General features: G+C 34.8%; 29 protein-coding genes. 20 read left to right on the forward strand and 9 right to left on the reverse strand.

All coding sequences use genetic code 11. The annotated features are described in order from the left end of the window. From VB248_RS05005 to VB248_RS05070, 14 genes are all read left to right on the forward strand, one after another. Positions 1–287: hypothetical protein (locus VB248_RS05005; protein ID WP_323295643.1), on the forward strand; the 287-nt coding region annotated here is incomplete at its 5' end. 155 nt (positions 288–442) lie between these two features. Beyond that, on the forward strand, positions 443–1,114 hold the full coding sequence (locus VB248_RS05010; protein ID WP_323295644.1) for a DUF4145 domain-containing protein: 672 nt from the start codon (positions 443–445) through the stop codon (positions 1,112–1,114). A 327-nt stretch (positions 1,115–1,441) separates the two neighbouring features. After that, on the forward strand, positions 1,442–1,927 hold the full coding sequence (locus VB248_RS05015; protein ID WP_323295645.1) for a YcxB family protein: 486 nt from the start codon (positions 1,442–1,444) through the stop codon (positions 1,925–1,927). 320 nt (positions 1,928–2,247) lie between these two features. After that, entirely contained in the window at positions 2,248–2,673 is a 426-nt protein-coding gene (locus VB248_RS05020) for a cbb3-type cytochrome c oxidase subunit I (RefSeq protein WP_323295646.1), read from the forward strand. Further along, positions 2,674–3,108 (forward strand): hypothetical protein, encoded by a 435-nt coding sequence (locus tag VB248_RS05025; protein ID WP_323295647.1) that lies wholly within the window; start codon positions 2,674–2,676, stop codon positions 3,106–3,108. 219 nt (positions 3,109–3,327) lie between these two features. Beyond that, complete coding sequence (locus VB248_RS05030) at positions 3,328–4,467, forward strand: hypothetical protein (RefSeq protein WP_323295648.1); 1,140 nt, start codon at positions 3,328–3,330, stop codon at positions 4,465–4,467. Positions 4,468–4,490: 23 nt separating this feature from the next. Beyond that, positions 4,491–4,865, forward strand: a complete 375-nt coding sequence (locus VB248_RS05035) for a DoxX-like family protein (RefSeq protein ID WP_323295649.1) — start codon at positions 4,491–4,493, stop codon at positions 4,863–4,865. A gap of 14 nt (positions 4,866–4,879) precedes the next feature. Then, on the forward strand, positions 4,880–5,620 hold the full coding sequence (locus tag VB248_RS05040; RefSeq protein WP_323295650.1) for a DUF2071 domain-containing protein: 741 nt from the start codon (positions 4,880–4,882) through the stop codon (positions 5,618–5,620). Then, positions 5,617–6,372: a class I SAM-dependent methyltransferase gene (locus VB248_RS05045; protein ID WP_323295651.1), complete on the forward strand. Its 756-nt coding sequence runs from the start codon at positions 5,617–5,619 to the stop codon at positions 6,370–6,372. The genes VB248_RS05040 and VB248_RS05045 overlap by 4 nt, the downstream gene beginning before the upstream one ends. Then, entirely contained in the window at positions 6,356–6,751 is a 396-nt protein-coding gene (locus tag VB248_RS05050) for a hypothetical protein (RefSeq protein ID WP_323295652.1), read from the forward strand. Before VB248_RS05045 ends, VB248_RS05050 begins: the two co-directional genes overlap by 17 nt. 71 nt (positions 6,752–6,822) lie before the next feature. Further along, positions 6,823–7,437, forward strand: a complete 615-nt coding sequence (locus VB248_RS05055; protein ID WP_323295653.1) for an HD domain-containing protein — start codon at positions 6,823–6,825, stop codon at positions 7,435–7,437. 90 nt (positions 7,438–7,527) lie between these two features. After that, entirely contained in the window at positions 7,528–8,703 is a 1,176-nt protein-coding gene (locus VB248_RS05060) for an ATP-binding protein (protein WP_323295654.1), read from the forward strand. A gap of 169 nt (positions 8,704–8,872) precedes the next feature. Continuing rightward, positions 8,873–9,631: a DUF3667 domain-containing protein gene (locus VB248_RS05065; RefSeq protein WP_323295655.1), complete on the forward strand. Its 759-nt coding sequence runs from the start codon at positions 8,873–8,875 to the stop codon at positions 9,629–9,631. A gap of 39 nt (positions 9,632–9,670) precedes the next feature. Beyond that, positions 9,671–10,354 carry a TerC family protein gene (locus tag VB248_RS05070; RefSeq protein WP_323295656.1) on the forward strand — a complete coding sequence of 228 codons (684 nt, stop codon included), beginning with the start codon at positions 9,671–9,673 and terminating at the stop codon, positions 10,352–10,354. Between the two features lie 44 nt (positions 10,355–10,398). Here the strand turns inward: VB248_RS05070 and VB248_RS05075 are convergent, their stop codons facing one another. The 8 genes from VB248_RS05075 to VB248_RS05110 all read right to left on the reverse strand — a co-directional run bounded on the left by VB248_RS05075 (position 10,399) and on the right by VB248_RS05110 (position 19,892). Continuing rightward, positions 10,399–11,796: a hypothetical protein gene (locus tag VB248_RS05075; protein WP_323295657.1), complete on the reverse strand. Its 1,398-nt coding sequence runs from the start codon at positions 11,794–11,796 to the stop codon at positions 10,399–10,401. 206 nt (positions 11,797–12,002) lie between these two features. Then, positions 12,003–12,689 carry an ABC transporter ATP-binding protein gene (locus VB248_RS05080; protein ID WP_323295658.1) on the reverse strand — a complete coding sequence of 229 codons (687 nt, stop codon included), beginning with the start codon at positions 12,687–12,689 and terminating at the stop codon, positions 12,003–12,005. Continuing rightward, positions 12,686–13,930, reverse strand: coding sequence for an ABC transporter permease (locus VB248_RS05085; RefSeq protein WP_323295659.1), 1,245 nt, complete (start codon positions 13,928–13,930; stop codon positions 12,686–12,688). The genes VB248_RS05080 and VB248_RS05085 overlap by 4 nt, the downstream gene beginning before the upstream one ends. Further along, entirely contained in the window at positions 13,927–15,024 is a 1,098-nt protein-coding gene (locus VB248_RS05090) for an efflux RND transporter periplasmic adaptor subunit (protein WP_323295660.1), read from the reverse strand. Before VB248_RS05090 ends, VB248_RS05085 begins: the two co-directional genes overlap by 4 nt. Then, complete coding sequence (locus VB248_RS05095) at positions 15,024–16,322, reverse strand: TolC family protein (RefSeq protein ID WP_323295661.1); 1,299 nt, start codon at positions 16,320–16,322, stop codon at positions 15,024–15,026. The genes VB248_RS05090 and VB248_RS05095 overlap by 1 nt, the downstream gene beginning before the upstream one ends. A 121-nt stretch (positions 16,323–16,443) precedes the next feature. Next, the gene (locus VB248_RS05100; protein ID WP_323295662.1) at positions 16,444–17,205 is read right to left on the reverse strand and encodes a LytR/AlgR family response regulator transcription factor; all 762 of its coding nucleotides are present in this window, start codon (positions 17,203–17,205) and stop codon (positions 16,444–16,446) included. Continuing rightward, positions 17,202–18,197, reverse strand: coding sequence for a sensor histidine kinase (locus VB248_RS05105; protein ID WP_323295663.1), 996 nt, complete (start codon positions 18,195–18,197; stop codon positions 17,202–17,204). The genes VB248_RS05100 and VB248_RS05105 overlap by 4 nt, the downstream gene beginning before the upstream one ends. A 54-nt stretch (positions 18,198–18,251) precedes the next feature. Beyond that, positions 18,252–19,892: an ABC-F family ATP-binding cassette domain-containing protein gene (locus VB248_RS05110; RefSeq protein ID WP_323295664.1), complete on the reverse strand. Its 1,641-nt coding sequence runs from the start codon at positions 19,890–19,892 to the stop codon at positions 18,252–18,254. 155 nt (positions 19,893–20,047) lie between these two features. Here VB248_RS05110 and VB248_RS05115 point away from each other — a divergent pair, with 155 nt between their 5' ends. The 6 genes from VB248_RS05115 (at position 20,048) to VB248_RS05140 (ending at position 24,528) form a co-directional block, all read left to right on the forward strand. Continuing rightward, the gene (locus VB248_RS05115; protein WP_323295665.1) at positions 20,048–20,836 is read left to right on the forward strand and encodes a cyanophycinase; all 789 of its coding nucleotides are present in this window, start codon (positions 20,048–20,050) and stop codon (positions 20,834–20,836) included. A 123-nt stretch (positions 20,837–20,959) separates the two neighbouring features. Beyond that, the gene (locus VB248_RS05120) at positions 20,960–21,286 is read left to right on the forward strand and encodes an ArsR/SmtB family transcription factor (protein WP_323295666.1); all 327 of its coding nucleotides are present in this window, start codon (positions 20,960–20,962) and stop codon (positions 21,284–21,286) included. 58 nt (positions 21,287–21,344) lie between these two features. Continuing rightward, positions 21,345–21,983 (forward strand): DUF1275 family protein, encoded by a 639-nt coding sequence (locus VB248_RS05125; RefSeq protein ID WP_323295667.1) that lies wholly within the window; start codon positions 21,345–21,347, stop codon positions 21,981–21,983. Positions 21,984–22,031: 48 nt separating this feature from the next. After that, positions 22,032–23,444: an MBL fold metallo-hydrolase gene (locus tag VB248_RS05130; protein WP_323295668.1), complete on the forward strand. Its 1,413-nt coding sequence runs from the start codon at positions 22,032–22,034 to the stop codon at positions 23,442–23,444. A gap of 25 nt (positions 23,445–23,469) precedes the next feature. Beyond that, a complete protein-coding gene (locus VB248_RS05135; protein WP_323295669.1) occupies positions 23,470–24,036 on the forward strand; it encodes a YeeE/YedE family protein in 567 nt (188 codons plus the stop codon). A 3-nt stretch (positions 24,037–24,039) separates the two neighbouring features. Next, positions 24,040–24,528, forward strand: a complete 489-nt coding sequence (locus VB248_RS05140; protein WP_323295670.1) for a DUF6691 family protein — start codon at positions 24,040–24,042, stop codon at positions 24,526–24,528. Between the two features lie 86 nt (positions 24,529–24,614). Here the strand turns inward: VB248_RS05140 and VB248_RS05145 are convergent, their stop codons facing one another. After that, complete coding sequence (locus tag VB248_RS05145) at positions 24,615–25,562, reverse strand: ParB N-terminal domain-containing protein (protein ID WP_323295671.1); 948 nt, start codon at positions 25,560–25,562, stop codon at positions 24,615–24,617. Between the last annotated feature and the right edge of the window lie 2 nt (positions 25,563–25,564).

A 25,564-nucleotide genomic window follows, 5' to 3' on the forward strand; every position in this document is an offset into this window, starting at 1 on the left:
TGTTTTGCTCCTGCAACTTGCAGGAAGGAATTATCACACGATGTTTTGCTCCTGCAACTTGCAGGAAGGAATTATCACACGATGTTTTGCTCCTGCAACTTGCAGGAAGGAATTATCACTCAATGTTTTGCTCCTGCAAGTTGCAGGAAGGAATCATCAGTCAATGTTTTGCTCCTGCAAATGGCAGGAAGGAATTATCACCCGATGTTTTGCTCCTGCAACTTGCAGGAAGGAATTATCACTCAATGTTTTGCTCCTGCAACTTGCAGGAAGGAATTACCGTATAATAAATTCTAAGTAAAAAGATGTTTTAGGGTTTTTATGTTCAGGGTTAATGTGATACTTTTAGGGGATTGGGAGGTTTGTGTGAATTAATCCTATACCACTTACGATAAAACCTTCACATATTAGCCAATTATGTAGCATTATTAAAGAATAAACAATGAAAGTAACATTAGACAAAATAACTATCAGCAGGACGACAAATATTGCAATCCGTTGTCCTCATTGTGGACATCAAGGAACGTTTATTCAAGTTCTATCTCAAGACCTTTCCACTTGGTATCGCAATCCAGGAAATAACTCTGAAGTTCCGGATAAATATCTTGGAATTAGAAAGTGTCCAAATGAAAAATGCCAAGGACATTTATTCTTTATTTCTGACAACAACAGAAATGTTCTAATGACTTCACCAAGCGAAACAATCCAGTTTGACAAAGAAAATATTCCTCAGAAAGTATTAAATGCATTTGAAGAAGCAATTAAATGTCATTCAAATTCTTGCTTCATTGCGTCTGCAATTATGATTAGAAAGACACTTGAAGAAATATGTATCGAACGAGGAGCAACTGGAGCTAATCTATTTAAAAAACTTCAAGACTTAGGCGGGAAGATAGTGATACCTCAGGAACTTTTGAATGGAATGAATGAATTAAGGCTTTTAGGCAACGATGCTGCACACATTGAGGCACAAACATTTAGTGAAATTGGTAAAGAAGAAATTGAAGTATCCTTAGAGTTTGCAAAAGAAATCTTGAAAGCAGTATATCAATATGATACTCTTTTACAGCGACTTAGAAAATTAAAAGATAAAGGAAATAACACTCCCAAATAATGTAAGCATTAAGCATCAACCCTCGCTTTTCAAAGTATTCTTTCGAATTGAAGATAATTAAAATACAGACGCTGTACTCAAAGAGAGTAATTGTTAAGGGAAACAACAGCAAGAACAAAAGTCCCGATGGGGACAGTATATCGGTAGAAAACCACAAGACCATTTCCCAAACATAGTTCCGTAGGAACGAAATATACCGTTCCTACGGAACTATGATTATCTTTCACAAAACATTTCTACCGATATTTTACTCCTACGGAGTATTGAGCTACTCGGTTATTTCAAAGTATTTTAACCAATATAATTTCACAATCAATGAATTTCAGTTTGACTTATGTACTTGATAGGCAATACTATGAAGAAGCTTATCGGGAAATGATTTCTTCATTAAAGCTAAAAAAATATGAGCCTGTTTTTGGAATCATTATGATTGTTTTTGGTATAGGTTTGTATTTATTGGATAAAAATAATAAGTTAAGTATATTTCCTTTTGTCTTTATTTGTCTGGGGATTTACGAGTATTACAAGGTTTACTATGAGAAGAAAAAGTGGCTAAAAGACAGATTAGATAGTAAAGTATTCAATCAGCCAATGACTCTTGAGTTTAATGAAGCCACGATAAAACACAGTAGCACCTTCGCTGATGGAGAGTTTAAATGGGATGGTCTTAAAGACATCGTTAAGACAAAGAATGGCATTCTTTTAAAGCCTGAAAATGGTGTAAGTATATATTTACCCGATAAAATATTTAGAAGTAGCGAAGAAATTGAATTTATTCTTTCCAGAAAGAAAGGGGAAAAACACAAAAGCTAAGGCTGGCAATATTTCCCTCGCTGTTCAACCTCTTCTTTCAAATTGAAGGATAAATAAAATGCAAACTCTGTCTGCAAAACGAGTAATTGTTAAGGGAAACAACAGCAAGAGCAAAAGTCCCGATAGGGACAGTATATCGGTAGAAAACCACAAGACCATTTCCCAAACATAGTTCCGTAGGAACGAAATATACCGTTCCTACGGAACTATGGGTATCTTTCACAAAACATTTCTGACGATATAATACAAAATAATTAAAAATTACAAACCAAAATCTTAAACCTGCAAGGAGAAAGCACACCCCACAAAAAGCAAATATTATGAAACCTCAACCATCGCTTTTATTTATTGTAGCAACCGTTCTACTCATACTTTTTGGTATTCTAACGAAAGATAAAACGATTGATATTCAATTGCACAATACTTACTTTGTGATTGGCAATTTGCATTTCGCAACGCTTTGTGGCGTACTGATGATACTGATAGCCACGATTTACTATTTGATGGAACGAATAAAACGTCCCATCAAATTAAAGACGGGCTTTTGGCATTTTGGAATATTCTTCACTGGTTATTTATTGCTTTTGCTGTCCTTAAACTTGCCCACTCCAAGACATTATTACGATACTCACAATAATATTTACCTTGTGCAAACAATGTTTTCAATCGGAGTAATTTTACTACTCACGAGCCTTGCCGTTTTTCTTTATGGTGTTACAAAAGCATTATTGAACCGACAACAATAGATGAAAACAGACAAGTCCATCCATAATATTTGTATTGCCTCCATCAAGAGAAGTACAATAAAACCATATAACTTTAAATGGACGAAGTTTTATGAAACAAATAGCGATTTTTCAGATAAGGGATTTCAAATTGAATTGGATGAGAACGAACTATTTATTTGTTCGACATTGATTGACAAGGACAATTTCAGCATTTTGACCACAAGAAAACTATTGACTCAACACGACGGACAATTATACTCAGAGAATATTCAAGGTGCGATTGACAAATTATATGGAGATTTTAAAGGCTACAAAAACGATGATTTTACGTTCGGACTGGTTCAATTACAAAACGGAAATGAGTTGAAATACTTTATTGAAACAGGAAAGGCATCAATGATTATGATAAATGGAGTGAGGACATTGATTAGGGCAACTCAAATGAACAAATAACCTCAAATAGTGCAAGTGTTAAGTAAAGCCTCACTTAAACCTTAAACGAATACGCTCCTTCCCTTGATTATTTTTCTATTAGCAAGCGAATTAATTCGCCTGCTAATAGAAAAAAGTAATTTTAAAAGCTAACTTGGAGAAGTAGATAATGGAATTATAAATCGTTATTACTTTCATCAGCCTACAAATTATTCTAAACACACATAAACAAGCATCACCATGAAAAAAAGCCTCTTAATCCTTTGCCTATTGATTGTCAATTGTACTTTCGGACAAAACAAACAAGTCCTTACAGATGAACAAAGACTCAATAAATGTATCACTGAAAATACCAATTACTTTACTTTCGACGGACAAAAACCCAATGGCAAAGGATGGACAATCCTTGAAAATCTTTTTGCCGAAAATCAATTTGTTGCTTGGGGCGAGTATCATAATTCGCCAATGCTTTCTCTGCTGACAAGCTTTGCTTTGGAAAGTGCTTCAAAGAATGGCTATAAAACTTGGTGCGTTGAAACAAGTCCGTTCGTGGCATCGGAATTAATGAAAATTGCTAAAACCAGTAATCCTTTAGAAACGATATTAAGTTTTTCAAAAGAGAATCATATCAGACCTACCTTTCCTTTTTTTGAAAGTAAGGAAGACATTCAAATGCTACAAACTGCCAGCAAATTGAATTATACGATTTGGGGAATCGACCAAGAATTTCAAATGACATTTCCCTATTGTATCAACCAATTGTATAGTGGCGTTCCGAGTTCTTTGAAACAACAGTACAAACCCGTTGCCGATAGTCTATTGGCAAGATGGTGGATGCCAAAAGGCAAACTCTTGGATAGTTTAAGCAAAGTGGTGAAGTCGCCAAGTTTAAAACAATTAGCCAATGAAATTAAAATCTCAAAAGAGATTTATTACGAAGGCGACAATGCCAAAAGAGCAAGCCTGATGAAAAGTAGTTTTTACAAATATTATGATGCTTTGAAGTCTAAAGATGAAAAGATATTCTTTAAAATGGGAAGTAATCATTTAGCAAGAGGTATGAATTTGATAACAAAAGTTTACGATATAGGAAATGCCATTTTTGAAGTAGCCGAACATAACAAAACTAATTTTACCAATGTGTATTGCATGGTAAGATATACCACTGAAAAAGGGAAAATTATTGATGATTTTGAAAGCGATGACAGTGAAAATCCTAAAGTATTTTCAAAATTATACGATAAAGAAAAATGGGTTTTGGTAGATATAAGAAGTATCAGACGGAAAATTGCCTACGACGGTTCGCTAACAATGGATACCTATCGTTTAATTGAAAAGTATGATTTTGTGTTGGTTTCTTCGGAGATTATGAAGGAGTAGTCTGAATACAATTGTTATTAAAGATGAGTAAAAGAAACATTTATAAACTGTTAAACTATTGCATTGCAGGGGTTTGGTTCGTTAATGGGCTGTTTTGTAAGGTGTTAAATCTTATACCACGGCATCAACAAATTGTTGCCAGCATTGTAAGTATTGATTATGCCCGATTTTTGACGCTTGCGATTGGTCTTGCCGAAATAGTAATGGCAATTTGGATTCTAAGTAAAATAAGTTCAAAGTTGAATGCTTGGGTGCAAATCATTATCGTCGCAATTATGAATGTACTTGAGTTTTTCCTCGTACCTGATTTATTGCTTTGGGGTAGATTCAATGCACTTTTTGCCTTGCTTTTCATTACTGTCGTTTATATCAATGAGTTTCGATTTAATAAAAACTAAAACCGTTTTTTAGAATGTTTTCTTGCCTGAAGAATCAGCTTTTTGCCGTTGAAGCTTACTTCAAAAGCTCAGTTGTTTTAACATTTGCTGTACCCAAAGAACAGTTAGAAAATCTTCTGCCACCCTGTTTAGCTTTAGATGTTTTTGATGATAAATGGGCTTTTGTTGCCATTGCGATGGTACAAACCACTGATTTAAGACCCAAAGGATTTCCTAAATTTTTGGGAAACGATTTCTTTTTAATTGGTTATCGCATATTTGTTCGCTACACCAATACTGAGGGAAAAAGATTAAGAGGCTTATACATCTTAAAATCTGAAACAGACAAGCAGAAAATGGAATACTTGGGTAATATTTTTACTCATTATAATTATTCGACTACGGATATTGTACAGACTCAAGAGGATACTTATACAAGAATAGCGTCTAAAAAATCAGCCTTTGAAATTATAATTGAAAATTCTGAGCATGAAGTTGCATTACCTCAAAACTCGCCATTCAAAGATTGGAAAGAAGCCAGAAGGTATGCTGGTCCTTTGCCTTTTACTTTTCATTATGATGCAGAAAGTAAAAAAGTATTAATCATTGAAGGAATGAGAGAAAATTGGATACCAAAACCTGTACAAATAAAAGCTTACAAAATTTCCTTCTTGGACTCTTTAAATTTACAGAACATCGTACTTGCTAATGCTTTTGTTATAGAGAATATCCCTTATTTTTGGAAAAAAGGTAAAATTGAAAGTTGGGAAAAATGAGAAAACCTTTTCAAGGAGTTTGGAATATTATTCGTTTTAATTGGCACTTTTATGTAGTGTCAATCGCTTTTCTATGTTGCCTTTTGTTATCAGAAAACTATTTAAGTTTACCTACAAAACCATATTTACGGATTATCGAATTATTTGTACTTGTGCCAACGCTTGTTTCCCTCTGTGTCTCATTGTATGTATATGATTTATCAGGTCTTTATCAGTTAAATTGGATAGATAATCGCTCCCCAAAACGCCCCATGACCATTGTTAATATTCATGCAGGTTTTGATGAAACAAGCACTTTGCTTGCGTCAAAGTTTAATGAAGCTGAACTTTGGGTATTCGACTTTTACGAACCAGAAAAACATACAGAAATTTCAATTAAAAGAGCAAGAAAAGCATATCCAAGTTTTCCAAATACAAAGTCGGTAAGTACCAATCATTTGCCAATTGCCGATAATACTGTCGATATGGTTTTTATAATTTTTGCGGCTCATGAAATCAGAGATGAACAAGAACGTATTACATTTTTTAAAGAATTGAAACGCATCATAAAACCAACAGGTACAATCGTCGTTACCGAACATCTAAGAGATTTCCCCAATTTTTTAGCTTATAATATTGGATTTTTACACTTTTATTCCAGAAAATCTTGGTTAGAACTTTTTCAAAAAGCATCTCTCAGCGTTAAAAAAGAGCAGAAAATCACTGCATTTATTTCATCATTTATCATCACAAAAAATGGAATTGCATCTTAAAATAATAGGAGTCCTTTTACTTATTTTAGCACTTGTTCATGGTGTTTTTCCAAAATACTTTAATTGGCAACAGGAATTAAATAAGCTGAGTTTGATAAATAAGCAAATGATGTACGTTCATACTTTGTTTATAGCTCTTACGGTTTTTTTAATGGGACTTTTATGTATATTTTCTTCGGATGAACTATCAAAAACTCATTTAGGAAAGCATATTTGTTTGGGTTTTGGTATATTTTGGGCGATTCGACTCTTGATTCAGTTTTTTGGTTACTCCTCCATTCTTTGGAAAGGAAAAACTTTTGAAACTACCGTTCATATTATTTTTGTCTGTATGTGGGCTTATTTGAGTTTTATATTTTTAAGTATTTATTTGGCATAATTCAATAGTTACGTTACGAAGTATTAATACAATTCCACTTCAGTTCTTTAAGAAAACTCCGAAAGAAAACAATGCTAAAAGAAACCTTCATCGCACTTCTGAACAACTATTCAGATAATAACAATCTGAACAATGAATTATGGACAGAAATCGAAAAAAACTATTCCAATAAAAAGAGATTTTATCATACTTTACAGCACCTTGAGAATCTTTTAATACAATTGACGGAGATAAAAGATAGAATAGCAGATTGGAATACTATGCTGTTTACGCTTTACTATCATGATATTGTGTATAATTCCCTAAAATCAGATAACGAAGAAAAAAGTGCTGAATTGGCAGCAAAAAGAATGAAGCAAATAGGGCTTTCTGATGAGCTTACAGAAAACTGTAAAAGCCAAATTTTAGCCACTAAAACACACAGAGTATCAGCAGATAGTGATACCAATTACTTCACAGATGCAGACCTTTCTGTTTTAGGAATGCCTTGGGAAGAGTATGCTGTCTATTACAAAAACGTTAGAAAAGAGTATGCTATTTACCCAGACTTCGTTTACAATCCTGGACGAAAAAAAGTTTTAAATCACTTTTTAGTGATGGAACGCCTATTTAAAACAGATTTCTTTTATGATAAATTTGAATTTCAAGCAAAACAGAATTTACAGCATGAATTGGATTTCTACTGAGTATTGACTTGTCCTATTTTTCAAATATTTTTTATATTATTCGTACAAATCTAAAAATTAAATTTAGATTTGTACGAATAATACGATGACATGATTACGAGAAGTATTGAAACAGAGATATTAGAAAGCTTATCTTATTTGCCTGCTGTTGCTATTTTAGGCCCAAGGCAAGTTGGAAAGACGACTTTGGTAAAAAATTTAATGACTAAATTAAATAAACCTTCGGTTTATCTTGATTTAGAATATTATGTTGACCAAGATAAACTTAAAGTTGCCCCAGATTTATATTTTCAAGAACATGAAAACGAGATTGTCATTTTAGATGAGATTCAAAGGATGCCGGAATTGTTTCCTTTACTCCGTTCGATGATTGACAAAAATCGACAAGCAGGTCGTTTTATTTTGCTGGGTTCTGCATCACCGTCTTTGTTGCGACAAAGCTCTGAAACTTTAGCGGGAAGGATTATTTATATAGAAATGCAAGGGCTTCATTATCAGGAAATCGCACCTGATATTTCTTATCAACAACATTGGTTAAGAGGTGGGTTTCCTGATGCTTTGTTAGCTCCGAACGATAAAATGGCGGATTTTTGGTTCAGAGGTTTTGTCCAAACCTATATCGAACGAGATTTACCTAATTTAGGTTTAGCAGCTTCTCCTGCATTAATGAGAAATATGCTTCGTATGCTTACAAATCTGCAAGGAGGAATGTTGAATTATACGAATCTGTCGGACTCTCTTAATATTTCCCAGCCGACAGTAAAAAGCTATATCAATTTTCTGGAATCAGCTTTTTTGATACGTACTTTGAAACCTTATTTTACAAATATCAGTAAACGTTTGGTGAAATCTCCTAAGTTATTTTTCAGAGATACAGGTATTTTACATCATTTAATGGGTATTCAAAATCTTGAAGGGCTGTATGGCAATATTGGTATCGGAAATTCTTGGGAAGGCTATGTGATTCAACAGATTATCGCCAATTTAAAAAGTGATGTTGAGCCTTTTTTTTACCGAACAAAAGACAAAGCCGAACTGGATTTAGTCCTTGTGCAAAATACTCAGGTAAAAGTTACCATAGAAATTAAATATGGAAATTCGCCCAACATTAGCAAAGGCAATACATTGGCAATAGAAGACCTTGGAGCAAAATTAAATTTGATAGTTACTCCTCAAGCGGATGACTATTGGTATCGTTCAAACCTTCGAGTTTGTAATATTTCAACGGTATGGCAATACCTAAGAAACGAAGGCTTGTTAAATTAATTCGTATCACTTATACTTATATGAGATATTTCTTTTGAAACTGAAACAATGGATAACTGCAAGTAAAAGCTTGAACAACAAAAGGAATCAATGCTAACCATTTTTTCAATAATACAGATTTGAATCATTAATTGAAAATCCCTATCTTTCTGTATCAACGTTTTAATTTATGACAATTTGTAAGAACTGTAATACGCATTTTGAGGGAAATTTTTGTAGTGAATGTGGGCAATCGGCTGATACGCATGAGATTAACTCACATTTTCTTTGGTATGATATACAACAAGGACTTTTGAATTTAGACAAAGGTATTTTGTTTACGCTCAAAGAGTTATCTACTCGTCCGGGTTATTCTATTAAAGAATTTATCGAAGGACAAAGAGTTCGACATTTTAAACCTATTTCTTTTTTACTGGTACTTGCAGGGATTTATGGCTTTGTCATTCATTATTTTGATATTGCTTTGCTGGTAAAAGAAATTCCTGATGCAGATGCCAAAAAGGTAATCAATGTTACCAAAATTTTGGATTGGATAAGTGCCAATTATGCTTTATCAACTTTGATATTGATTCCTATTTCTTCGCTGAGTACTTATTGGGCTTTTAAAAAAGAACGCTACAATTTTATTCAGCACATTGTTATCAATGCTTTTGTGGCGGGTTTTCATATTATTCTTAGACTGATTTTTTTCCCGCTTGTATTTTTATTTGATAAAAAAGATAGTCTTGGCGTTTTAACCATTCCCGACATCATTGGAATAGCCTATACTTGTTGGGTACTTCTTCAACTTTTCGACTACCTACCGCTCAAATCAAGGATTTTAAAAATCATTTTGTCGTATATCTTTTTAGCATTACTTTATTTGTCTTTTGTATTGATTTCAGGTTTTGTAGTAGGATTTCTTTTGGCAATGGCAGAACATAAGTAGGGCTTTTGTCGTTTAGCATAAAACAATCATTATCTAAACATGACAACTGAAATTATTATTTCTCTCATCACCCTTATCGTTCTCGAAATTGTCTTAGGAATCGATAACATCATTTTTATTTCCATTTTATCGGATAAACTACCAGCAGAAAAACGCAAAAAAGCTCGTTTACTTGGTTTAAGTTTGGCTTTGCTTACTCGCTTGATTTTATTAGCAGGTATTAGCTGGATTATGAAGCTCGATAAAACCCTTTTTGTGCTTTCGGGAATGGATTTTTCGGGAAAAGATTTGATACTTATCGTAGGAGGTTTGTTTTTGTTGTACAAAAGCAACAAGGAAATTTTTGAAAAAACCGAAGACGAACACGATGATAAACCTTTTGTTTACAAGTCGTTTACGAAAATTATTGGTCAAATCATCTTACTTGATTTAGTTTTTTCAATCGACAGTATCATTACAGCCGTTGGTTTGGTAGATGAACTTTGGGTGATGTACACCGCTGTAATTGTTTCCATTTCAATCATGATGATGGTGGCAGGAGCCATCAGCGATTTTATCAGTAAACACCCTTCTCTGAAAATATTGGCACTTTGTTTCTTGATGATGATTGGTATTACGCTAATTGCCGAAGGTTTGGCTTTCCATATTCCGAAACAATACATTTATTTCTCAATGGCATTTTCGTTTTTAGTAAATATCATTCAGATTAGAAAAAAAGTATAGAAAATTAATTGCTAATCATTCGGAGAAAATCAATCTCCGAATGATTAGAAAACATAATTCATCACAATATTAAACTGACTCATGTTTACTTTATTTATCACAAAACGTTCGTTGTTGTAAACATTGCCTTGCTTATCTTTTTGAACATACAGCATTTGAGCGTTTAGCCCTTTCCATTTTCCCGAAAATTGATAATTGACCAGCACATTCAATTGTGTGTAACTCGGAACGCCATACTTATTTAATGCTACATTACTGACATCTGGAAGGCGATAATAACCATAACCAATTTCAGTTCTTAGCCTCTTACTGAACCAATTTCTCGACAATCTGGCTGAATAAGCCCAGACATCGCCCAAGCCTTCGTTTCGTTCACGGGATAAAAAAGTATAAATCTGTTCAGCTCCCCATTCTCTTGGCATCAAAAAACGTCCTTCGGCATTAATTCTACTAAAATTCAGTGAACCATCCCACGATTTCAAGCGGTAAGCTAATCTTGAACTAAACAGTAAAGAATGATTTTGGGTAGGGAAATAGCTTTTTGTTGGGTCAGTGTTTCCACCAGTACCCAATGGATTTTGGCGAACTAAAATTGCTCCCACTAAAAGGTCTTCTGTATTGTTTACTTTGTGCGATAACTCAGTTTTTAGATAGGCGGCATTGAAAATATTTTCAACAAAAATATTCCCTGCAAGTACTTTCAAAAAAGGCATTAATTGATAGTTTATATCAAGAATACCCACGCCAGCACTCTGCGTATTTCCTGCGTACTGCGACCTTGAGCCATCTGGATTAATCCCTGTTGAGTTTATGCCCAAGGAGTTGGCAACGGAGTACCAACGTGTAGTAGAACGAGGAGAAATTCGCCAAATCCAATCGGCTTTTACTTGTAATTTTTTGCTTGGGTTCAACTCAAAGGCAATGCCTTCTACCATCGTTGGCGACATTCTTCCGTCTTGTGCGTTGATAAACAGGTTTTTGGGAACATAATTACCAACTAAAACGCTACCGTTTTTAAAACGATATTTCAAAGAAAGTGCTTGAAGTCTGAGAAGTACATTTTTCTTATTGATATTGGTAAGGTCGAATAAGCCCATTTCGTAGCGACTTTGAGCTCCCGTAGTTGGGTCTTTAATTGTAAAATCCGACGACTCAATATTTTGGGTTAAGTTTCCGCCAATTTCCCACTGAAAGCCCTTGTAAATAGCTGAACGATACGTTAAACTCAAGCCAATGGCAGTAGCATGAAAATCCAATAATTCATTTTGGTTATCAGTGAATATAGACAACATACGTACTTGTCCATACATTTTTCCTTTGGCAAAGGCATTCAAAAACGAAGTACTGTCTTTGGTAGAGCTTGCCGAATTTTGTGCAGTACCCAACAAAGATTTACCCAATAAAGTACAAACAAGTAAAACGCTATAAAATTGGTGGTTCATTTTATTTCATAATTTATCACAAAAATATTTTCTTGAAAAAGAAGAATTCGTGATAAATGTTACATTGAACAATATTTGACTATCATTCAATGAAATATTGTATTTTTTTGTGAATTGAACCACAAATTTATGCAATTTCATAGAACAAAAAAAGTTCGACAAAAGCAAATATGCTATTCTGCCGAACTTAGATCGTTTATAATATTTTACCCAATAATTCTGCCATCAGCCATTTCAATAATTCTGTCGGAGGCTTTGGCAAAGTCGTTGTCGTGCGTTACGGCAATGACGGTCTGGTTAAATTCTGAGGTCAATTGTTTGAAAATATCAAAAACTATACTGGTATTTTTGCTGTCTAAATTGCCTGTGGGTTCGTCGCCCATGATGATTTTCGGGTCATTAATCAAGGCTCTGGCAATGGCAACTCTTTGTTGTTGTCCGCCCGAAAGTTTGGAAGCACTTTTCAAAGCTTGGTCTTTTAGTCCTAATAAACTAAGAGTTTTATAAGCCTTTTCTTCGATTTCTTCTCTTGAATATTTGCCTAATTTCAAGGCAGGAATCATTACATTTTTCAAGCAAGAAAATTCGGGTAACAAGTAATGAAACTGAAAAACAAAACCGATTTTTTCATTTCTGATTTCTGCCAATCTTTCTTTGCTTTGTTGCGTAAGGTTTTCTTTATCCAACCACAGATTGCCTTCATAATCGGTGTCCATCGTTGACAAAATATACAATAAGGTAGATTTTCCACTCCCAGATTTCCCAATCATCGTCACGAATTCCCCTTTTTTGATGTCAAAGCTGATGTCGTTCAATACTTTGAATTTTTCGGGTTCGTAGAAGTACTTTCCTACGCCTTGCGTACTTAGTAAAATATTATCTGAATTACTCATTTTCTGAAAATTGAAATGGGGTCAAGTAATGCCGCTTTTCGTGCTGGCAAATAGCCTGCAAAGAAAGTTACGACCAAACCAAAAATTACACCGATACCGAAGTACTTCGGAAAAATCCGAATCGGGAAAAAGCCAATGTCCCCTCCTACCCAAAGATTACTCATCAGTTTTACTAAAAGTAAAGCAAAACACAAACCGATGATAATGCCAATAACACCAATGATAATGGCTTCGGTCACAAAAATTTTAACAATATCTTTTCCCGAAAAACCGATGGCTTTCAAAATAGCAATATCATTTAGTTTTTCCATGATGGTCATATTCAGGATATTATAAATTCCGAAAGCTGCGACCAACATAATAGAGAATGAAATCGCCATAGCCATCATTTTACGCATTTTATTGGCGGCTGCCGCAGTGGCATTGGCTGTTTCCCAGTCTTCAACATCGTAGCCCGTTAGCCTTTTGTATTTATCCACGTATGATTTTGCCTTTTCATAGTCCTTTACGTTCAAGTAAATATCAGTGATGTAGGATGGACTTTGTTTTTGTAATTGTTGAGCAACAGGCAAATTGATGTATGACAAAGATTTGTCGATAGCCGAATTTTTTGTCTGTAATAAAGCGACAATTTTCATCAATTTATTTACGCCCAAAGCCGAAGTAACCGTTACGTTATCGTTCAAGCGAAGGTTTAGTTTTTCAGCAATGCCAACGCCCATGATAATGCCATTTTGATAACCCGAAAGGCTGTTGTAGTCGCCGTCTGCAATGTAAGATTGTAAATTGAACATGGCATTTTGGTCTTCAATCACAACGCCCGAAATCCTTCCACTTACTTCCGAATCGCCATTTTTATAAAAAACATTGGCACTTACATTGGGAGTAACCCCTACTACTTCTGCCTCATTTTTTAGGATTTTTATCAATTCAGCGGGGTTGACAATTTTCTTACTTTCAGAAGTAATTTTTGGGTTTGCCAATACATTGATTTTGTTCGTGTCTTTGTTCACCACCAAAGCTTTACTGATAGCATCGTTTTTATAAATTCTGATGTGGGGCGTTGATTTAAACAAACTTTCGGTAGAAGCCACTTCAAAGCCATTCATTAGCGAATTCATAAAAATAAAAATCGCAATGCCGACCGTTACGCCCAAAGCCGCAATAAAAGTTTGCTTTTTTCTTGAAAACAAATGCGTGTAAGCAATTTCCCCATTGATATTATGCTGATAGTTTTTCATAGCAATTCTTTTAAAATGCTTTCGTTTTCGTTCAACCCTTTCAAAATCTCCACCCAATCCGTTGAAACAATGCCCGTTTGCACATCCACCACCGATTTATCTTTGAGCATTACTTTGTTGCCATATCCCAAATAACTGCGTGGAATAACCAACACATTTTTCTTCTCGCCTGTTGTTACATTTGCTTGCAATTGAGTACCAATGATGGTAAAATCAAGTGGCTCAGTGAAGTAGGCTTTCACAATAAATGATTGTGTCGCTTCGTCGAAGGATGGCAGAATCTCTCCTATTTGAGCTTTGTAATTTTTCTTGTTATTAGTATTGAGTTGAATTACAAGCGGTTGCCCTAATTTAATTTTCGACATATTACTTTCATCAATACTCAAACTCGCATAAATTTTATTCGGATTTCCAATTACGGCAATCACATCGCCTTTACGAACATAATCGCCCAATTGCTTTTTCTTTTTATATACTTTACCGTTGATGTAGGCTACAATTTGGTTATTGTCGGCAACGGCATTGCTCACTTCATTTTGTTGTTCTTGCAAAATCACTTGTTGCTTGGCAGAAATCTGTAAACTTTCCAATTGTTCTTCCAAAGCTTTGATACTGGCTTTGCTGTTCAAAACCGCCAAAGCGGCATTTTCGTACTCCACTTTAGCAATGCTGTTGGTCTCTAATAATTTTCGATAGCGTTCGGCTTGCAATTCATCTTGTTTCAGTTTTTCTTTCGCAAGACCAATATTTACTTTTACTTGTTGTTGAAGTGGAGCATTTTCGCTGGCATTAGTTTTGGCAATCGCCAATAACTTGGCAGTTTGGTTTACATTCACCATACTTTGCTGATTGTCGATAACCGCCAAAACTTTTCCTGCTTGAATCAAATCACCTTCTTCGAAATTGAGATTTTTCAAATAGCCATCCGTTTGTGCTGCCAACACATATTCATTTTCTGTTTTTAAAGCTCCTGTGGCAAAAACCATTTCTGTAATGTCTTTGCGTTGAACAGTAGTCGTTTCTGTTTTTTTACCACAAGAAAAAAGAAGGCTAACGACAATTAAACTGCTAAGAAATATAGATATATTTTTCATTATTTGATGGTATTGTTAATATTGATTTTTGCCTGTTGAAATGCTACTAAAATGCTTGATACTTGGTGATTCAAACGAGCGTTGAGTGCATCCGTAAATGAGTTCATTAGGTTTTCAGTGGGATAAATGTCTTGTTGGAACAAATTCAAATTTTTTAGATAAGTATCATTTTTTAAATATTCAATCTTTTTACTTATCGCTTCGCTTTCTCGTGCTTTTTGATATTCTAATCTTAATTGTTCTTGCTCAGTATCTTGCAGGAATTGCTGTTTCTTTAAATTCAAATTTGCCAACTCAACATTACTTTTTACGGTACTGCTTTGTGCTAATTTATTGGCATCTGGAATGACAAAGTTTAGTCGCAATCCAAGATAACTGTTTGGAAACCAACGTGCATTATTATCAAAAAAATGTTGATTGGAGTTCTCTTGTATCGCCCAATTGCCTATTAATGAGAGTGTTGGGTAATAACTTTTCTGATTTGCTTTCAATTCGTTTTGTGCGTATTGTACTTGTAAATCAGCTTGTTGTACTTTTAGAGTATTATTTTCAATAGCAATGTTTTCTGAATTTTTTACTTGATGTTCAATCGTTACGATACTCGAAATGGGAATGTCGCAAAGTGATTTTAGTAAAACATATTGCTGTTCAATGCCATTTTGGGCTTGCTGAATGCGGTCTTGAAGTAGTAATTGATTTACCGTAGCCGTATTTACATCTTGCGAACGGATTATTCCCTGACTATATTTTTGTTGAACAATCGCCAATACTGAATCTGCATTTTGTAAAGTTTTTGTCAGAATTTTTACTTGTTCTTGTAAAGAAACAACGTTGAAATACACTGCTACAACACTTTCAGCAATTGTTTTTTGGGTAAGTTTTACGTTTAAAGTACTGAGTTGTTCGCTTGTTTTTACCGATTTTAATTTTGCCCAAGCAGCGGGATTTATCAAGTCTATTTGTGGGGTTATGCTAATATTTTGTATATATTGTTGACCAAATTTTACTTCTTTAAATGAACCCGTCGGCCCACCAAAAATTTCTGTTGGAATAAAATTTACTGGTAATTGAAAATTGTCTGTGGCAGCATAAGCAACATTAGCTCGTGGATTAAAGCGATTAATATTGGCATAATAGGTTTGGTACTTTGCCAAAGCAACTTGCACATTTCCCGTTTTCAGAGCGATGCTATTTTGCCAAGCAAAATTTAAAAGAGCATCAGGATTGGTAAATTGAAGATTTTGTTGAGCTTTTGCCGAAAAAAACGACAGCAATATCAAGGTTAAAATTTGTTTCATGGCTTTGTATCAATGAATTTTCATTTGATAGTTGAATGCCCAAATTTCAACAGATAGCTTTTAGTAAGTGACAAAAAAGTACTGGAAACAGCCAAAATTGGCTCGGAAGCGTAAAATTGTATTAATGTTCACTCAGCCATGCTAAAAAATGTGGTGTTCTTTCTCGGCTGATGATGAGTTGTTCTTCGTAAGGAATACTTAAATGAAGTAATAATTTGCGACCAAAGTACTGCGAAGCACTTGAAATCACTTTTCTGTTGACTAAAAACTGACGATTTACTCGATAAAATGATTGCCCGATTTTGTGTTCAAGTTCATCCAATGACTGAAAAATAACAAAGGCTTGTCCGTCAAGCGTATGGATATGCAGTGCTTGATGTTTGAGTTGAACAATGGCGATACTATTTACTTGGATAGGAATAATTTTATCCGCTTGATGAACCAAAAGCGATTGTAAAGTAGTATTTTTTGAAAATGAATTTTGTGGTGGAATTGTCTGATAATCAGGCGTTTTTTCTTGAAAATTTTCTTTTAAAACACTGTGTTTTTCAAGAGCTTTTGCAATACTTTTCTTATCAAAAGGTTTTAAAATATAGTCAATGCCATTGGTTTTGAAGGCTTCTAAAGCATACTGATTGTAGGCAGTACAAAAAATGATTGGAGCTTTTACCTTTACTTGTTTGAAAATCTCAAAAGATTGTCCGTCGCCAAGTTGAATATCTGAAAAAATGAGGTCAAAATCTTGTCGTACTTTAAAGAAATTAACGGCTTCTTCAATCGTCGCCAAAGTAGCCACAATTTCAATGTTTGGATTTATCACCTTCAATTCATCTTGTAAATCTTCGGCGGTCAAAAGCTCATCTTCAATAATTACGACTTTCATTGTTTCAATAATTTTAGGCTCACAGAAAATTGTTTATCATCTTTTTCAATACTCAGTTCTTCGCCCGTATAAATTTTCATTCTTTCATTCAAATTCTTCAAACCCGTTTGAGAATTGGCTTGCATCACAAATTTTTCTTGAAGATTATTCTGAACGATAATTCTTTGATTTTGAATCATTATCCTGATTGTCAGTGGATTAGCTTTGCTTACAATATTGTGTTTCAAAGCATTTTCTAATAAACTTTGTAAAGCAAAAAAGGGAATTTTATAGGACTGAATTTCTTCTTGAAACTCAATTTGATAATGCAATCCTTCACCAAACCGCATTTGTTGTAAATCAATGTAATCAGCACAAAGTTGTAATTCTTCTTGAAGCGAAACAAGGTCTTGACTTTTGGTGATACTTATTCGCAGAAACTCAGAAAGTTTTATCAAATACCCTTCCGCATTTTCTGGATTTCGTTTCATCAAAGATTTCAAGGAAGACAAGGCATTGAACAAAAAATGTGGATTGATTTGATTTTTCAATTGAGCCAACTGACTTTCTAATTGACTGATTTTTAGTTTGTTATTTTCATTTTCTAAATTAATTGCCGTCTCACGAGTTTCAATCAGCATATTAATAATGAAAATAATTGTGTTTACGGCCGTCACATTTACACTTCGGATAATCCAAAAATATGGATTTTGTAAATGTACTACCAAGAAAATTATGGGATAAGTAAACGAAACAAAGGCAACCATGCACAAAGTGCTGGCAAGCCATTTCCAAAATAGATGCTGGTAATTTTTGAAGAAATTTCTTGAAAAATAGATATTCAAAAACCAGCTCATAAAAGCTAAATTTATTACAAAAAAAATGACTAAAGGAAAGAGTATTAGCTTAAAACCGATGGACAAAAAAATGGGCGTTGCAATCATCAAACCAATAATTGGCGAAGTAACTAAGATGATACTTTTCCTTTTTTTTATCGTTTCCTTTACTTTCATGATTTGGAATGATTTAAAAATTTAAGCCCATGAGTTGACTCACGGGCTTAAATTTTACTTCTCTTTACGTTCAATCTCTCGTAAATTTTCTAATTTTTTATTTCTCAAGAATCCAGTAATGTCTTCAAAATGTTCTTTTACTCGCTTGTTGCCGAATTCAAATACTTTGTTCGCCAATCCGTCTAAGAAATCTCTATCGTGAGAAATCAAGATGATTGTTCCTTCAAAACTTTTCAACGCATCTTTCAAAATATCTTTTGTTTTCAAGTCCAAGTGGTTGGTTGGCTCATCCAGAATCAACAAATTCACAGGCTCAAGTAATAATTTTACCATTGCCAAACGAGTTTTTTCACCACCCGACAATACTCTTACTTTTTTGTTAATGCTGTCGCCACTAAACATAAAAGCCCCTAAAATATCTTTGATTTTAGTACGAACTTCTCCCACGGCAATATTATCAATCGTTTGGAAAACCGTTAAATCTTCATCCAATAAAGAAGCTTGGTTCTGTGCAAAATAGCCAATCATACAATTATGACCTAATTTTAGGTTTCCTTCAAAAGGTATTTCGCCCATGATTGCTTTCACCATCGTTGACTTCCCTTCTCCGTTTTTACCCACAAAAGCTACTTTTTCGCCCCTTTCTATTGTGAGTGAAGCATCTTTGAAAACCAAATGGTCGTCATAACTTTTACTAACATTATCAACGATAACAGGATAATTTCCTGAACGTGGAGCAGGTGGAAATTTCAAATTCAAGGCAGAAGTATCTACTTCATCTACTTCTACAATCTCAATTTTTTCCAACATTTTTACTCTTGATTGCACTTGAAGCGTTTTAGAGTACGTTCCTTTGAAACGGTCGATAAATTCTTGCGTTTCAGCAATCATTTTTTGCTGGTCGTTGAATTGCTTTTGCTGTTGTTCCTGACGCTCTTTTCTGAGTTGTAAGTACTGAGAATAATTTACTTTATAATCGTAAATGCGTCCCATCGTCAATTCAATGGTGCGGTTGGTAATATTATCTACAAAAGCTCTATCGTGAGAAATGACGATAACGGCTTTGGCATTATTAATCAAAAAATCCTCTAACCATTGGATAGATTCAATATCCATGTGGTTGGTCGGCTCATCCAATAAAATCAAATCAGGATTTTGAAGAAGAATTTTCGCCAACTCAATTCTCATTCGCCAGCCACCACTAAATTCACTGGTTTGGCGAGTAAAATCTGAACGTAAAAAGCCCAAACCCAACAAAGTTTTTTCTACTTCTGCATCAAAATTGATTTCTTCAATAGAATAATACTTCTCGCTCAGTTCAGAAACTTTCTCGATGATATTCATGTACTCGTCTGATTCATAGTCAGTTCTGGTTTCAAGCTGTGTATTCAATTCATCAATTTCAGCTTTCATATTCAAAACCGTCGAGAAAGCTTTAGACGTTTCTTCAAAAACCGTACTGTTATCTTCCGTAAGTAAGTGCTGAGGCAAATAGGCAATTACGGCATCGCCGGGAGCTGAAATTTTACCTCTGGTAGGTTTATCTACGCCTGCTATAATTTTCAGAAGCGTCGATTTTCCCGCTCCGTTTTTTCCCATAAGGGCTACTTTATCTTTGTCGTTGATGTTGAAAGTGACATCACTAAAAAGAGCTCTTCCACCGAACTCTACCGCTACGTTATCTATTGAAATCATTGTATTTTTTTATGAAATGCAAAGATACGCAAAAGCAGAGTTTTTTGAATGAGCATTGCCCAGATTTGCCAATCCCTTTTAAACAGCATTTTCTTTTGATTTATAGAATTGTTTTTGATATTTTGTTATAAAATCATTCATCAAACACAAGAAATATGAACAAAATCCTGTTATTTTTCCTCCTTTTCTTTGTAAGTACTGCCTTTGCTCAGGAGCGACTTATCATTATTGGCGGTGGCGAACGTCCCAAAGATGCTTTAACAAAGTTGATTCAGCTAAGTGGCGATGCTCAAGGCGAAATCTTGATTATTACTTGGGCAAGTGGTGAGCAGCCCGCAAGTTTTGAATCTATCCGTGAAGATTTGGCAAGCCTCTCTCCTATCAAAATTGTTCACGCTCCGATGTCGCCTTTGACGGCGGAATCTAAAATCACTTTTTTGAATCAATTAAAAACGGCAAAAGGGATTTTCTTTACAGGTGGTGACCAAGTACGAATTATGAAGGTTTTAGAAGATGAAGAATTGTACAAAGCCTTGCACGAGCGTTATCATCAACAAGTAGTTTTTTCGGGTTCAAGTGCAGGCACTGCGATTATGTCTGAAAAAATGATAACGGGAGAAGGAAAATTTGATGTAATCGACGGAACGCAAGTGGAAGTAAAAAAAGGTTTAGGCTTATTGACAAATGCTATTGTTGACCAGCATTTTGTAAAACGACAAAGAGAAAACCGTTTGATGGGCTTGATTTTACTAAATCCTGAATTATTAGGCATCGGAATCGACGAAAATACTGCTGTTTATGTACAAGACAATTATTTAGCAGAAGTTTTGGGCGAAAGTCAAGTTTTGATTTTTGATACTCAAGGCAAAGAAAAAGAACTAAAAGTCTCTTTCTTGAAAAAAGGTGACAAGTATAATTTGAAGAAAAAGAAAGTAATCCACTGATAAATAGACATTTATTCCTTTTCAATAGAAACGAAGTGATTTTTTTATTCATGAGTTTCTATTTTTTATTTGCATTATATGAAAATATTATCATATATTTGTATTGTAATTAATCAGAAGCAGATGGAAACAATCGAATTGACTCAAAATGAAAGATTTCAAGCCAGTAAGCAGAAAATGGAAAAAGCCGCTTACATTCTTAAAACGGTGGCACATCCTATTCGTTTAGCCATTATTGATTTGCTGAGTGAAGAAGGCGAAATGGGCGTAAATGATATTTGTAAAGCACTCGACTGCGAACAGTCTTTGATTTCGCACCATTTAATCAATATGAAATTAAGAGGTATTTTACAATCTCAAAAAGATGGTTTAAATGTATTCTATGCTTTAAAAGAAAAAGAAATCGTAAAACTTTTACAATGTATCGAAAATTGTGATTGCAATATGTAATCCTTTTTTTGACTATTATATGAAAAAATCAACATATATTAATTCATAAATATAATACATGATTACTCGAAAAACATACATAGCATCCTTTACCTTTTCGTTGATTTCGGGAATCATCAATATTTTAGGTATTCAGCAGTTGAGTTTAGTTGTTACCAATGTTACGGGGCATTATAGTTCAAGTATTTTGTCGAACCGCACAGCTACACTTTCAGACCTAATCCTTACTTGTTCGTATATTTTTATGTATTGGTTGGGTTCGGTTTGGGCTTCTTCTTGTTTTTTTTATGGAAAAAATCATGAGAATGCTTTTGTAAAATCATTACCCATTTTCTTGAATTTACTGATTGTATTGTCGGCAGTTGTATCTGGAAATTTGGTCGTTTGGTTATTCTTTTTGGTTTCCAGTACGCAAAATGCCTTCGGGGCGAACCACACAGAAAACCAAGTACGTCCTTCCCAAATCACAGGCGTAGTAATGGCATCTGGGCTTGACATCGCCAAATACTTTTTTGGTAACTGTGCTACCGACTGTCAGAAAACCTTATTAAAGGCATTTACCGTAAAAATGCTCAATATCACAGGTTTCATCGTCGGCGGAGTATTAGCCTTTTTTGTTGCCTCTACTGAAATTCTTTGGCTCGCCGTATTGTTTTATGGTATTGTAGCCATTTTGATACTTAGAAAAAAATTGTAAAACATATATTTTCCCTTACAGATAAACTATTATTTTATTCATTAGCAGATGATTGTAGAACAAATTTATACAGGCTGTTTAGCACAAGGTGCTTATTACATCCAATCAGAAGGTGAAGTAGCGATAATCGACCCACTTCGTGAAGTACAACCTTATATTGCCAAAGCCAATCGCAACGGAGCAAAAATTAAATATATTTTCGAGACACACTTTCACGCCGATTTTGTGTCTGGTCATTTAGATTTATCCAAACAAACAGGAGCTTCTATTGTCTATGGCCCAAACGCAAATCCAAGTTTTGATTGTATTATCGCTAAAGACGAACAAGTATTTCAGTTGGGAAAAATAAGTATTAAAGTACTTCATACACCCGGCCACACGATGGAATCTTCTTGTTATTTATTAATTGACGAAAACGGACATGAACACTGTTTGTTTTCAGGTGATACGCTTTTCATTGGCGATGTGGGTCGTCCAGATTTAGCTCAAAAATTAGGAAGTATCACCACCGACGATTTAGCGGGCTTTTTATATGATTCATTGAGAAAAAAAATCATGACTTTGCCCGACGATTTAATCGTTTATCCAGCACACGGAGCAGGTTCAGCTTGTGGTAAAAACATGAGTAAAGAAACTTTCGATACTTTGGGGAATCAAAAAGCGACTAATTATGCCTTGAAGCCACAAACTAAAGAAGAATTTATTGCTGCAGTAACAGACGGTTTATTACCACCGCCATATTATTTCCCTAAAAATGTAATGATGAACAAAACGGGAATTAAAAGTATTGATGATATTGTCAATAACGTACAAGCATTATCGGCAGAAGCTTTTGAAGCTGCCGCAAACGAAACGGGAGCAATTGTGATTGATACTCGTTCTGCTCAAACTTTTAAAGATGGCTTTATTCCCAACTCAATCAACATTGGCATCAAAGGCGATTTTGCTCCGTGGATTGGTACTTTGATTACAGACATCGAACAAGAAATTCTTTTTGTAGCGGACGAAGAAAACATTGATGAAATCATCACTCGTTTGTCACGTGTGGGTTACGACAATGTAATAGGCTACTTAAAAGGCGGATTTGAGGCTTGGAAAAATGCCGATAAAGAAATTGATATTATCGAATCTATTTCAGCAGAAGAATTTGCTCAAAGATTTGAAGAAGCTGAAGGTAAATTAATCGTAAAAGATGTACGTAAACAATCAGAGTACACAGCCGAACACGTGGACGAAGCGATGAATATTCCTTTGGCTGTATTGAGTGAAAACATGGCTGAATTTTCTAAATCTGAAAGCAATTATATTCACTGTGCAGGTGGTTACCGTTCTATGATGGCTTGTTCAATTCTCAAAGCTCGTGGTTTTGATAACGTGGTCGATGTAGCTGGTGGATTTGGAGCAATTGCCAAAACAAATGTGCCTAAAACAGATTTTGTTTGTCCTTCTAAATTAAAGTAATTTTTAAAATATAATCCTTCAAATAATGTTTGAAATCATTCGCCAACCTTGGCATTGGGCAATTGCTGGAGTATTAATCGGACTCACAGTGCCTACTTTATTAATTATCGGGAATAAATCTTTCGGGATTTCTTCTTCTTTACGTCATATTTGTGCGGCTTGTTTTCCTGCCAATATTCCTTTTTTTAAATACGATTGGAAAAAAGAAATGTGGAATTTATTCTTTGTGGCAGGCATTGCTATCGGTGGTTATGTTGCGACCAACTTTTTATCGAACCCCGAAGCCATTGTTGTCAGTGAGAATACCATTGCAGATTTAAAAGCTTTTGGCATCACAGATTTTTCACACTTGATGCCCACAGACTTATTCAGTCTTGAGAATATTTTTACTTTAAAAGGACTTTTCTTTTTTGTAATCGGAGGCTTTATGGTAGGTTTTGGTACTCGTTATGCAGGCGGTTGTACTTCTGGACACGCCATTATGGGTTTGTCAACTTTGCAATTACCTTCATTAATCGCCACTATTTCATTCATGGCTGGCGGTTTCATTATGACGCATTTACTTTTACCATTCATCTTTAAACTATTTTAAATCATGCAAACAGAAGAAGTTTTAATCAACGAAGAATTTATTTGTGATGCTCCCAATGAACAAGTAAAGAAAGAACCCATTGCCGGCAATTTTAAATATATGTTAGTGGGTATCTTTTTTGGGATTGTTTTCGTAAAAGCCGAAATTATTTCATGGTTTAGAATCCAAGAGATGTTCCGTTTGCAATCGTTTTTTATGTATGGCGTCATCGGAACTGCCGTAGTGGTGGGCATGATTTCGGTAATGCTTATCAAGAAATTCGACATCAAAACACTCTCAGGTGAAAAAATCATTTTCCATGATAAAACTTTCAACAAAGGACAAATCTATGGAGGATTGATTTTCGGTTTAGGTTGGGCAATTACTGGAGCTTGTCCCGGCCCATTGTTTGCTCAAATCGGAAGTGGCTTTGCCGCTGTGACGATTACTTTATTGAGTGCCATTGCTGGTACTTGGACTTTCGGTTATCTCAAAGATAAATTGCCCAAATAATTTTTTGCTTTATTCGTCAATAAAAAAGGCTCTTAAATTTCTAAGGATGGAAATTTAAGAGCCTTTTTACTGATAACAAATCTGGACTAATTCAATTGACTAATCGCTTCCTGAGCCAATCGTATAATTTCTTCTAAGTCTGCTTTGCTTTTACTTTTGGCAAATTTCTTACTGAGATTAATTAATTCATTTGCCTGACGCTCGATATTTTCGTTTTGTGGATTTACTTTTTCTACCACCTCATTATCGGTCGTCAATTTCATCAGTGTTTCAATATCGCCAATCGGCTTCAACAAATCTGTTGACTTCCCGATTTTCTGAATCACATTTTTATCAACTTTCGTTGTGCCTTTCAGTACTTCATTTCTTAACGTAATGTCCAATTTATCCAAACCCTTGGCAAACTCCGCATCTCTTTTGATGGTTTTGGCACTTACTTTATATTCCTTCGCAAGTCTTTCGGCAGTAGAAATTCCCGAAGGGTCAGTCTGACCCTTCGGCATTGCTTCGCTGTCGTCGGTCAAATTTCCCGAAGGGTCAGTCTGACCCTTCGATAAAACTGCCTTTAAATTGCTGTTTTTATCTATTTTTTCATTGTTATAACGAAGTCCACGCAAGTACGATGATTGTTGTGTCGTTAGGTTTCTTCTTCCCAATTGTAGGTCTATCATGTAGTCTTTCGCTTCTTTGATAGAAGGAAAGAAAAGCATATATACTTCAAAGGGGCGATTGTGTTGGGTACAAATGCGATGGCGGTTGTGTCCGTCGATAAGTACGTAAGCCAATTCCTCTTCCTGATTGTAGGGCAGTCCCAATTGTGCTTTGGTGGTTTGCCATACTTGTAGTGGCGTTTGGCAGCCGTGTTCTAAAATATTTTTTTCTAATTGAGCAAACTCTTCATCCATCAAAGGTGGAATCAATTCTTTGAGTTCGTCGAGAATGATGATGTTTTTACGGATGCTATCGGCATTGAGCAAATTACTTGAGAGTGCTTGCTTGGTTTTACTTGCGAGGATATTTCTGATGTCTTTCATGG

The sequence above is a fragment of the Arcicella rigui genome (assembly GCF_034929435.1).
Lineage (GTDB): Bacteria > Bacteroidota > Bacteroidia > Cytophagales > Spirosomataceae > Arcicella > Arcicella rigui.

Bases quoted from the DNA above. Each gene is read 5' to 3' on its own strand.
- VB248_RS05010 (WP_323295644.1), top strand. From the start codon at position 443: ATGAAAGTAACATTAGACAAAATAACTATCAGCAGGACGACAAATATT.
- VB248_RS05020 (WP_323295646.1), top strand. From the start codon at position 2,248: ATGAAACCTCAACCATCGCTTTTATTTATTGTAGCAACCGTTCTACTC.
- VB248_RS05025 (WP_323295647.1), top strand. From the start codon at position 2,674: ATGAAAACAGACAAGTCCATCCATAATATTTGTATTGCCTCCATCAAG.
- VB248_RS05030 (WP_323295648.1), top strand. From the start codon at position 3,328: ATGAAAAAAAGCCTCTTAATCCTTTGCCTATTGATTGTCAATTGTACT.
- VB248_RS05035 (WP_323295649.1), top strand. From the start codon at position 4,491: ATGAGTAAAAGAAACATTTATAAACTGTTAAACTATTGCATTGCAGGG.
- VB248_RS05040 (WP_323295650.1), top strand. From the start codon at position 4,880: ATGTTTTCTTGCCTGAAGAATCAGCTTTTTGCCGTTGAAGCTTACTTC.
- VB248_RS05045 (WP_323295651.1), top strand. From the start codon at position 5,617: ATGAGAAAACCTTTTCAAGGAGTTTGGAATATTATTCGTTTTAATTGG.
- VB248_RS05050 (WP_323295652.1), top strand. From the start codon at position 6,356: ATGGAATTGCATCTTAAAATAATAGGAGTCCTTTTACTTATTTTAGCA.
- VB248_RS05055 (WP_323295653.1), top strand. From the start codon at position 6,823: ATGCTAAAAGAAACCTTCATCGCACTTCTGAACAACTATTCAGATAAT.
- VB248_RS05060 (WP_323295654.1), top strand. From the start codon at position 7,528: ATGATTACGAGAAGTATTGAAACAGAGATATTAGAAAGCTTATCTTAT.
- VB248_RS05065 (WP_323295655.1), top strand. From the start codon at position 8,873: ATGACAATTTGTAAGAACTGTAATACGCATTTTGAGGGAAATTTTTGT.
- VB248_RS05070 (WP_323295656.1), top strand. From the start codon at position 9,671: ATGACAACTGAAATTATTATTTCTCTCATCACCCTTATCGTTCTCGAA.
- VB248_RS05075 (WP_323295657.1), bottom strand. From the start codon at position 11,796: ATGAACCACCAATTTTATAGCGTTTTACTTGTTTGTACTTTATTGGGT.
- VB248_RS05080 (WP_323295658.1), bottom strand. From the start codon at position 12,689: ATGAGTAATTCAGATAATATTTTACTAAGTACGCAAGGCGTAGGAAAG.
- VB248_RS05085 (WP_323295659.1), bottom strand. From the start codon at position 13,930: ATGAAAAACTATCAGCATAATATCAATGGGGAAATTGCTTACACGCAT.
- VB248_RS05090 (WP_323295660.1), bottom strand. From the start codon at position 15,024: ATGAAAAATATATCTATATTTCTTAGCAGTTTAATTGTCGTTAGCCTT.
- VB248_RS05095 (WP_323295661.1), bottom strand. From the start codon at position 16,322: ATGAAACAAATTTTAACCTTGATATTGCTGTCGTTTTTTTCGGCAAAA.
- VB248_RS05100 (WP_323295662.1), bottom strand. From the start codon at position 17,205: ATGAAAGTCGTAATTATTGAAGATGAGCTTTTGACCGCCGAAGATTTA.
- VB248_RS05105 (WP_323295663.1), bottom strand. From the start codon at position 18,197: ATGAAAGTAAAGGAAACGATAAAAAAAAGGAAAAGTATCATCTTAGTT.
- VB248_RS05110 (WP_323295664.1), bottom strand. From the start codon at position 19,892: ATGATTTCAATAGATAACGTAGCGGTAGAGTTCGGTGGAAGAGCTCTT.
- VB248_RS05115 (WP_323295665.1), top strand. From the start codon at position 20,048: ATGAACAAAATCCTGTTATTTTTCCTCCTTTTCTTTGTAAGTACTGCC.
- VB248_RS05120 (WP_323295666.1), top strand. From the start codon at position 20,960: ATGGAAACAATCGAATTGACTCAAAATGAAAGATTTCAAGCCAGTAAG.
- VB248_RS05125 (WP_323295667.1), top strand. From the start codon at position 21,345: ATGATTACTCGAAAAACATACATAGCATCCTTTACCTTTTCGTTGATT.
- VB248_RS05130 (WP_323295668.1), top strand. From the start codon at position 22,032: ATGATTGTAGAACAAATTTATACAGGCTGTTTAGCACAAGGTGCTTAT.
- VB248_RS05135 (WP_323295669.1), top strand. From the start codon at position 23,470: ATGTTTGAAATCATTCGCCAACCTTGGCATTGGGCAATTGCTGGAGTA.
- VB248_RS05140 (WP_323295670.1), top strand. From the start codon at position 24,040: ATGCAAACAGAAGAAGTTTTAATCAACGAAGAATTTATTTGTGATGCT.
- VB248_RS05145 (WP_323295671.1), bottom strand. From the start codon at position 25,562: ATGAAAGACATCAGAAATATCCTCGCAAGTAAAACCAAGCAAGCACTC.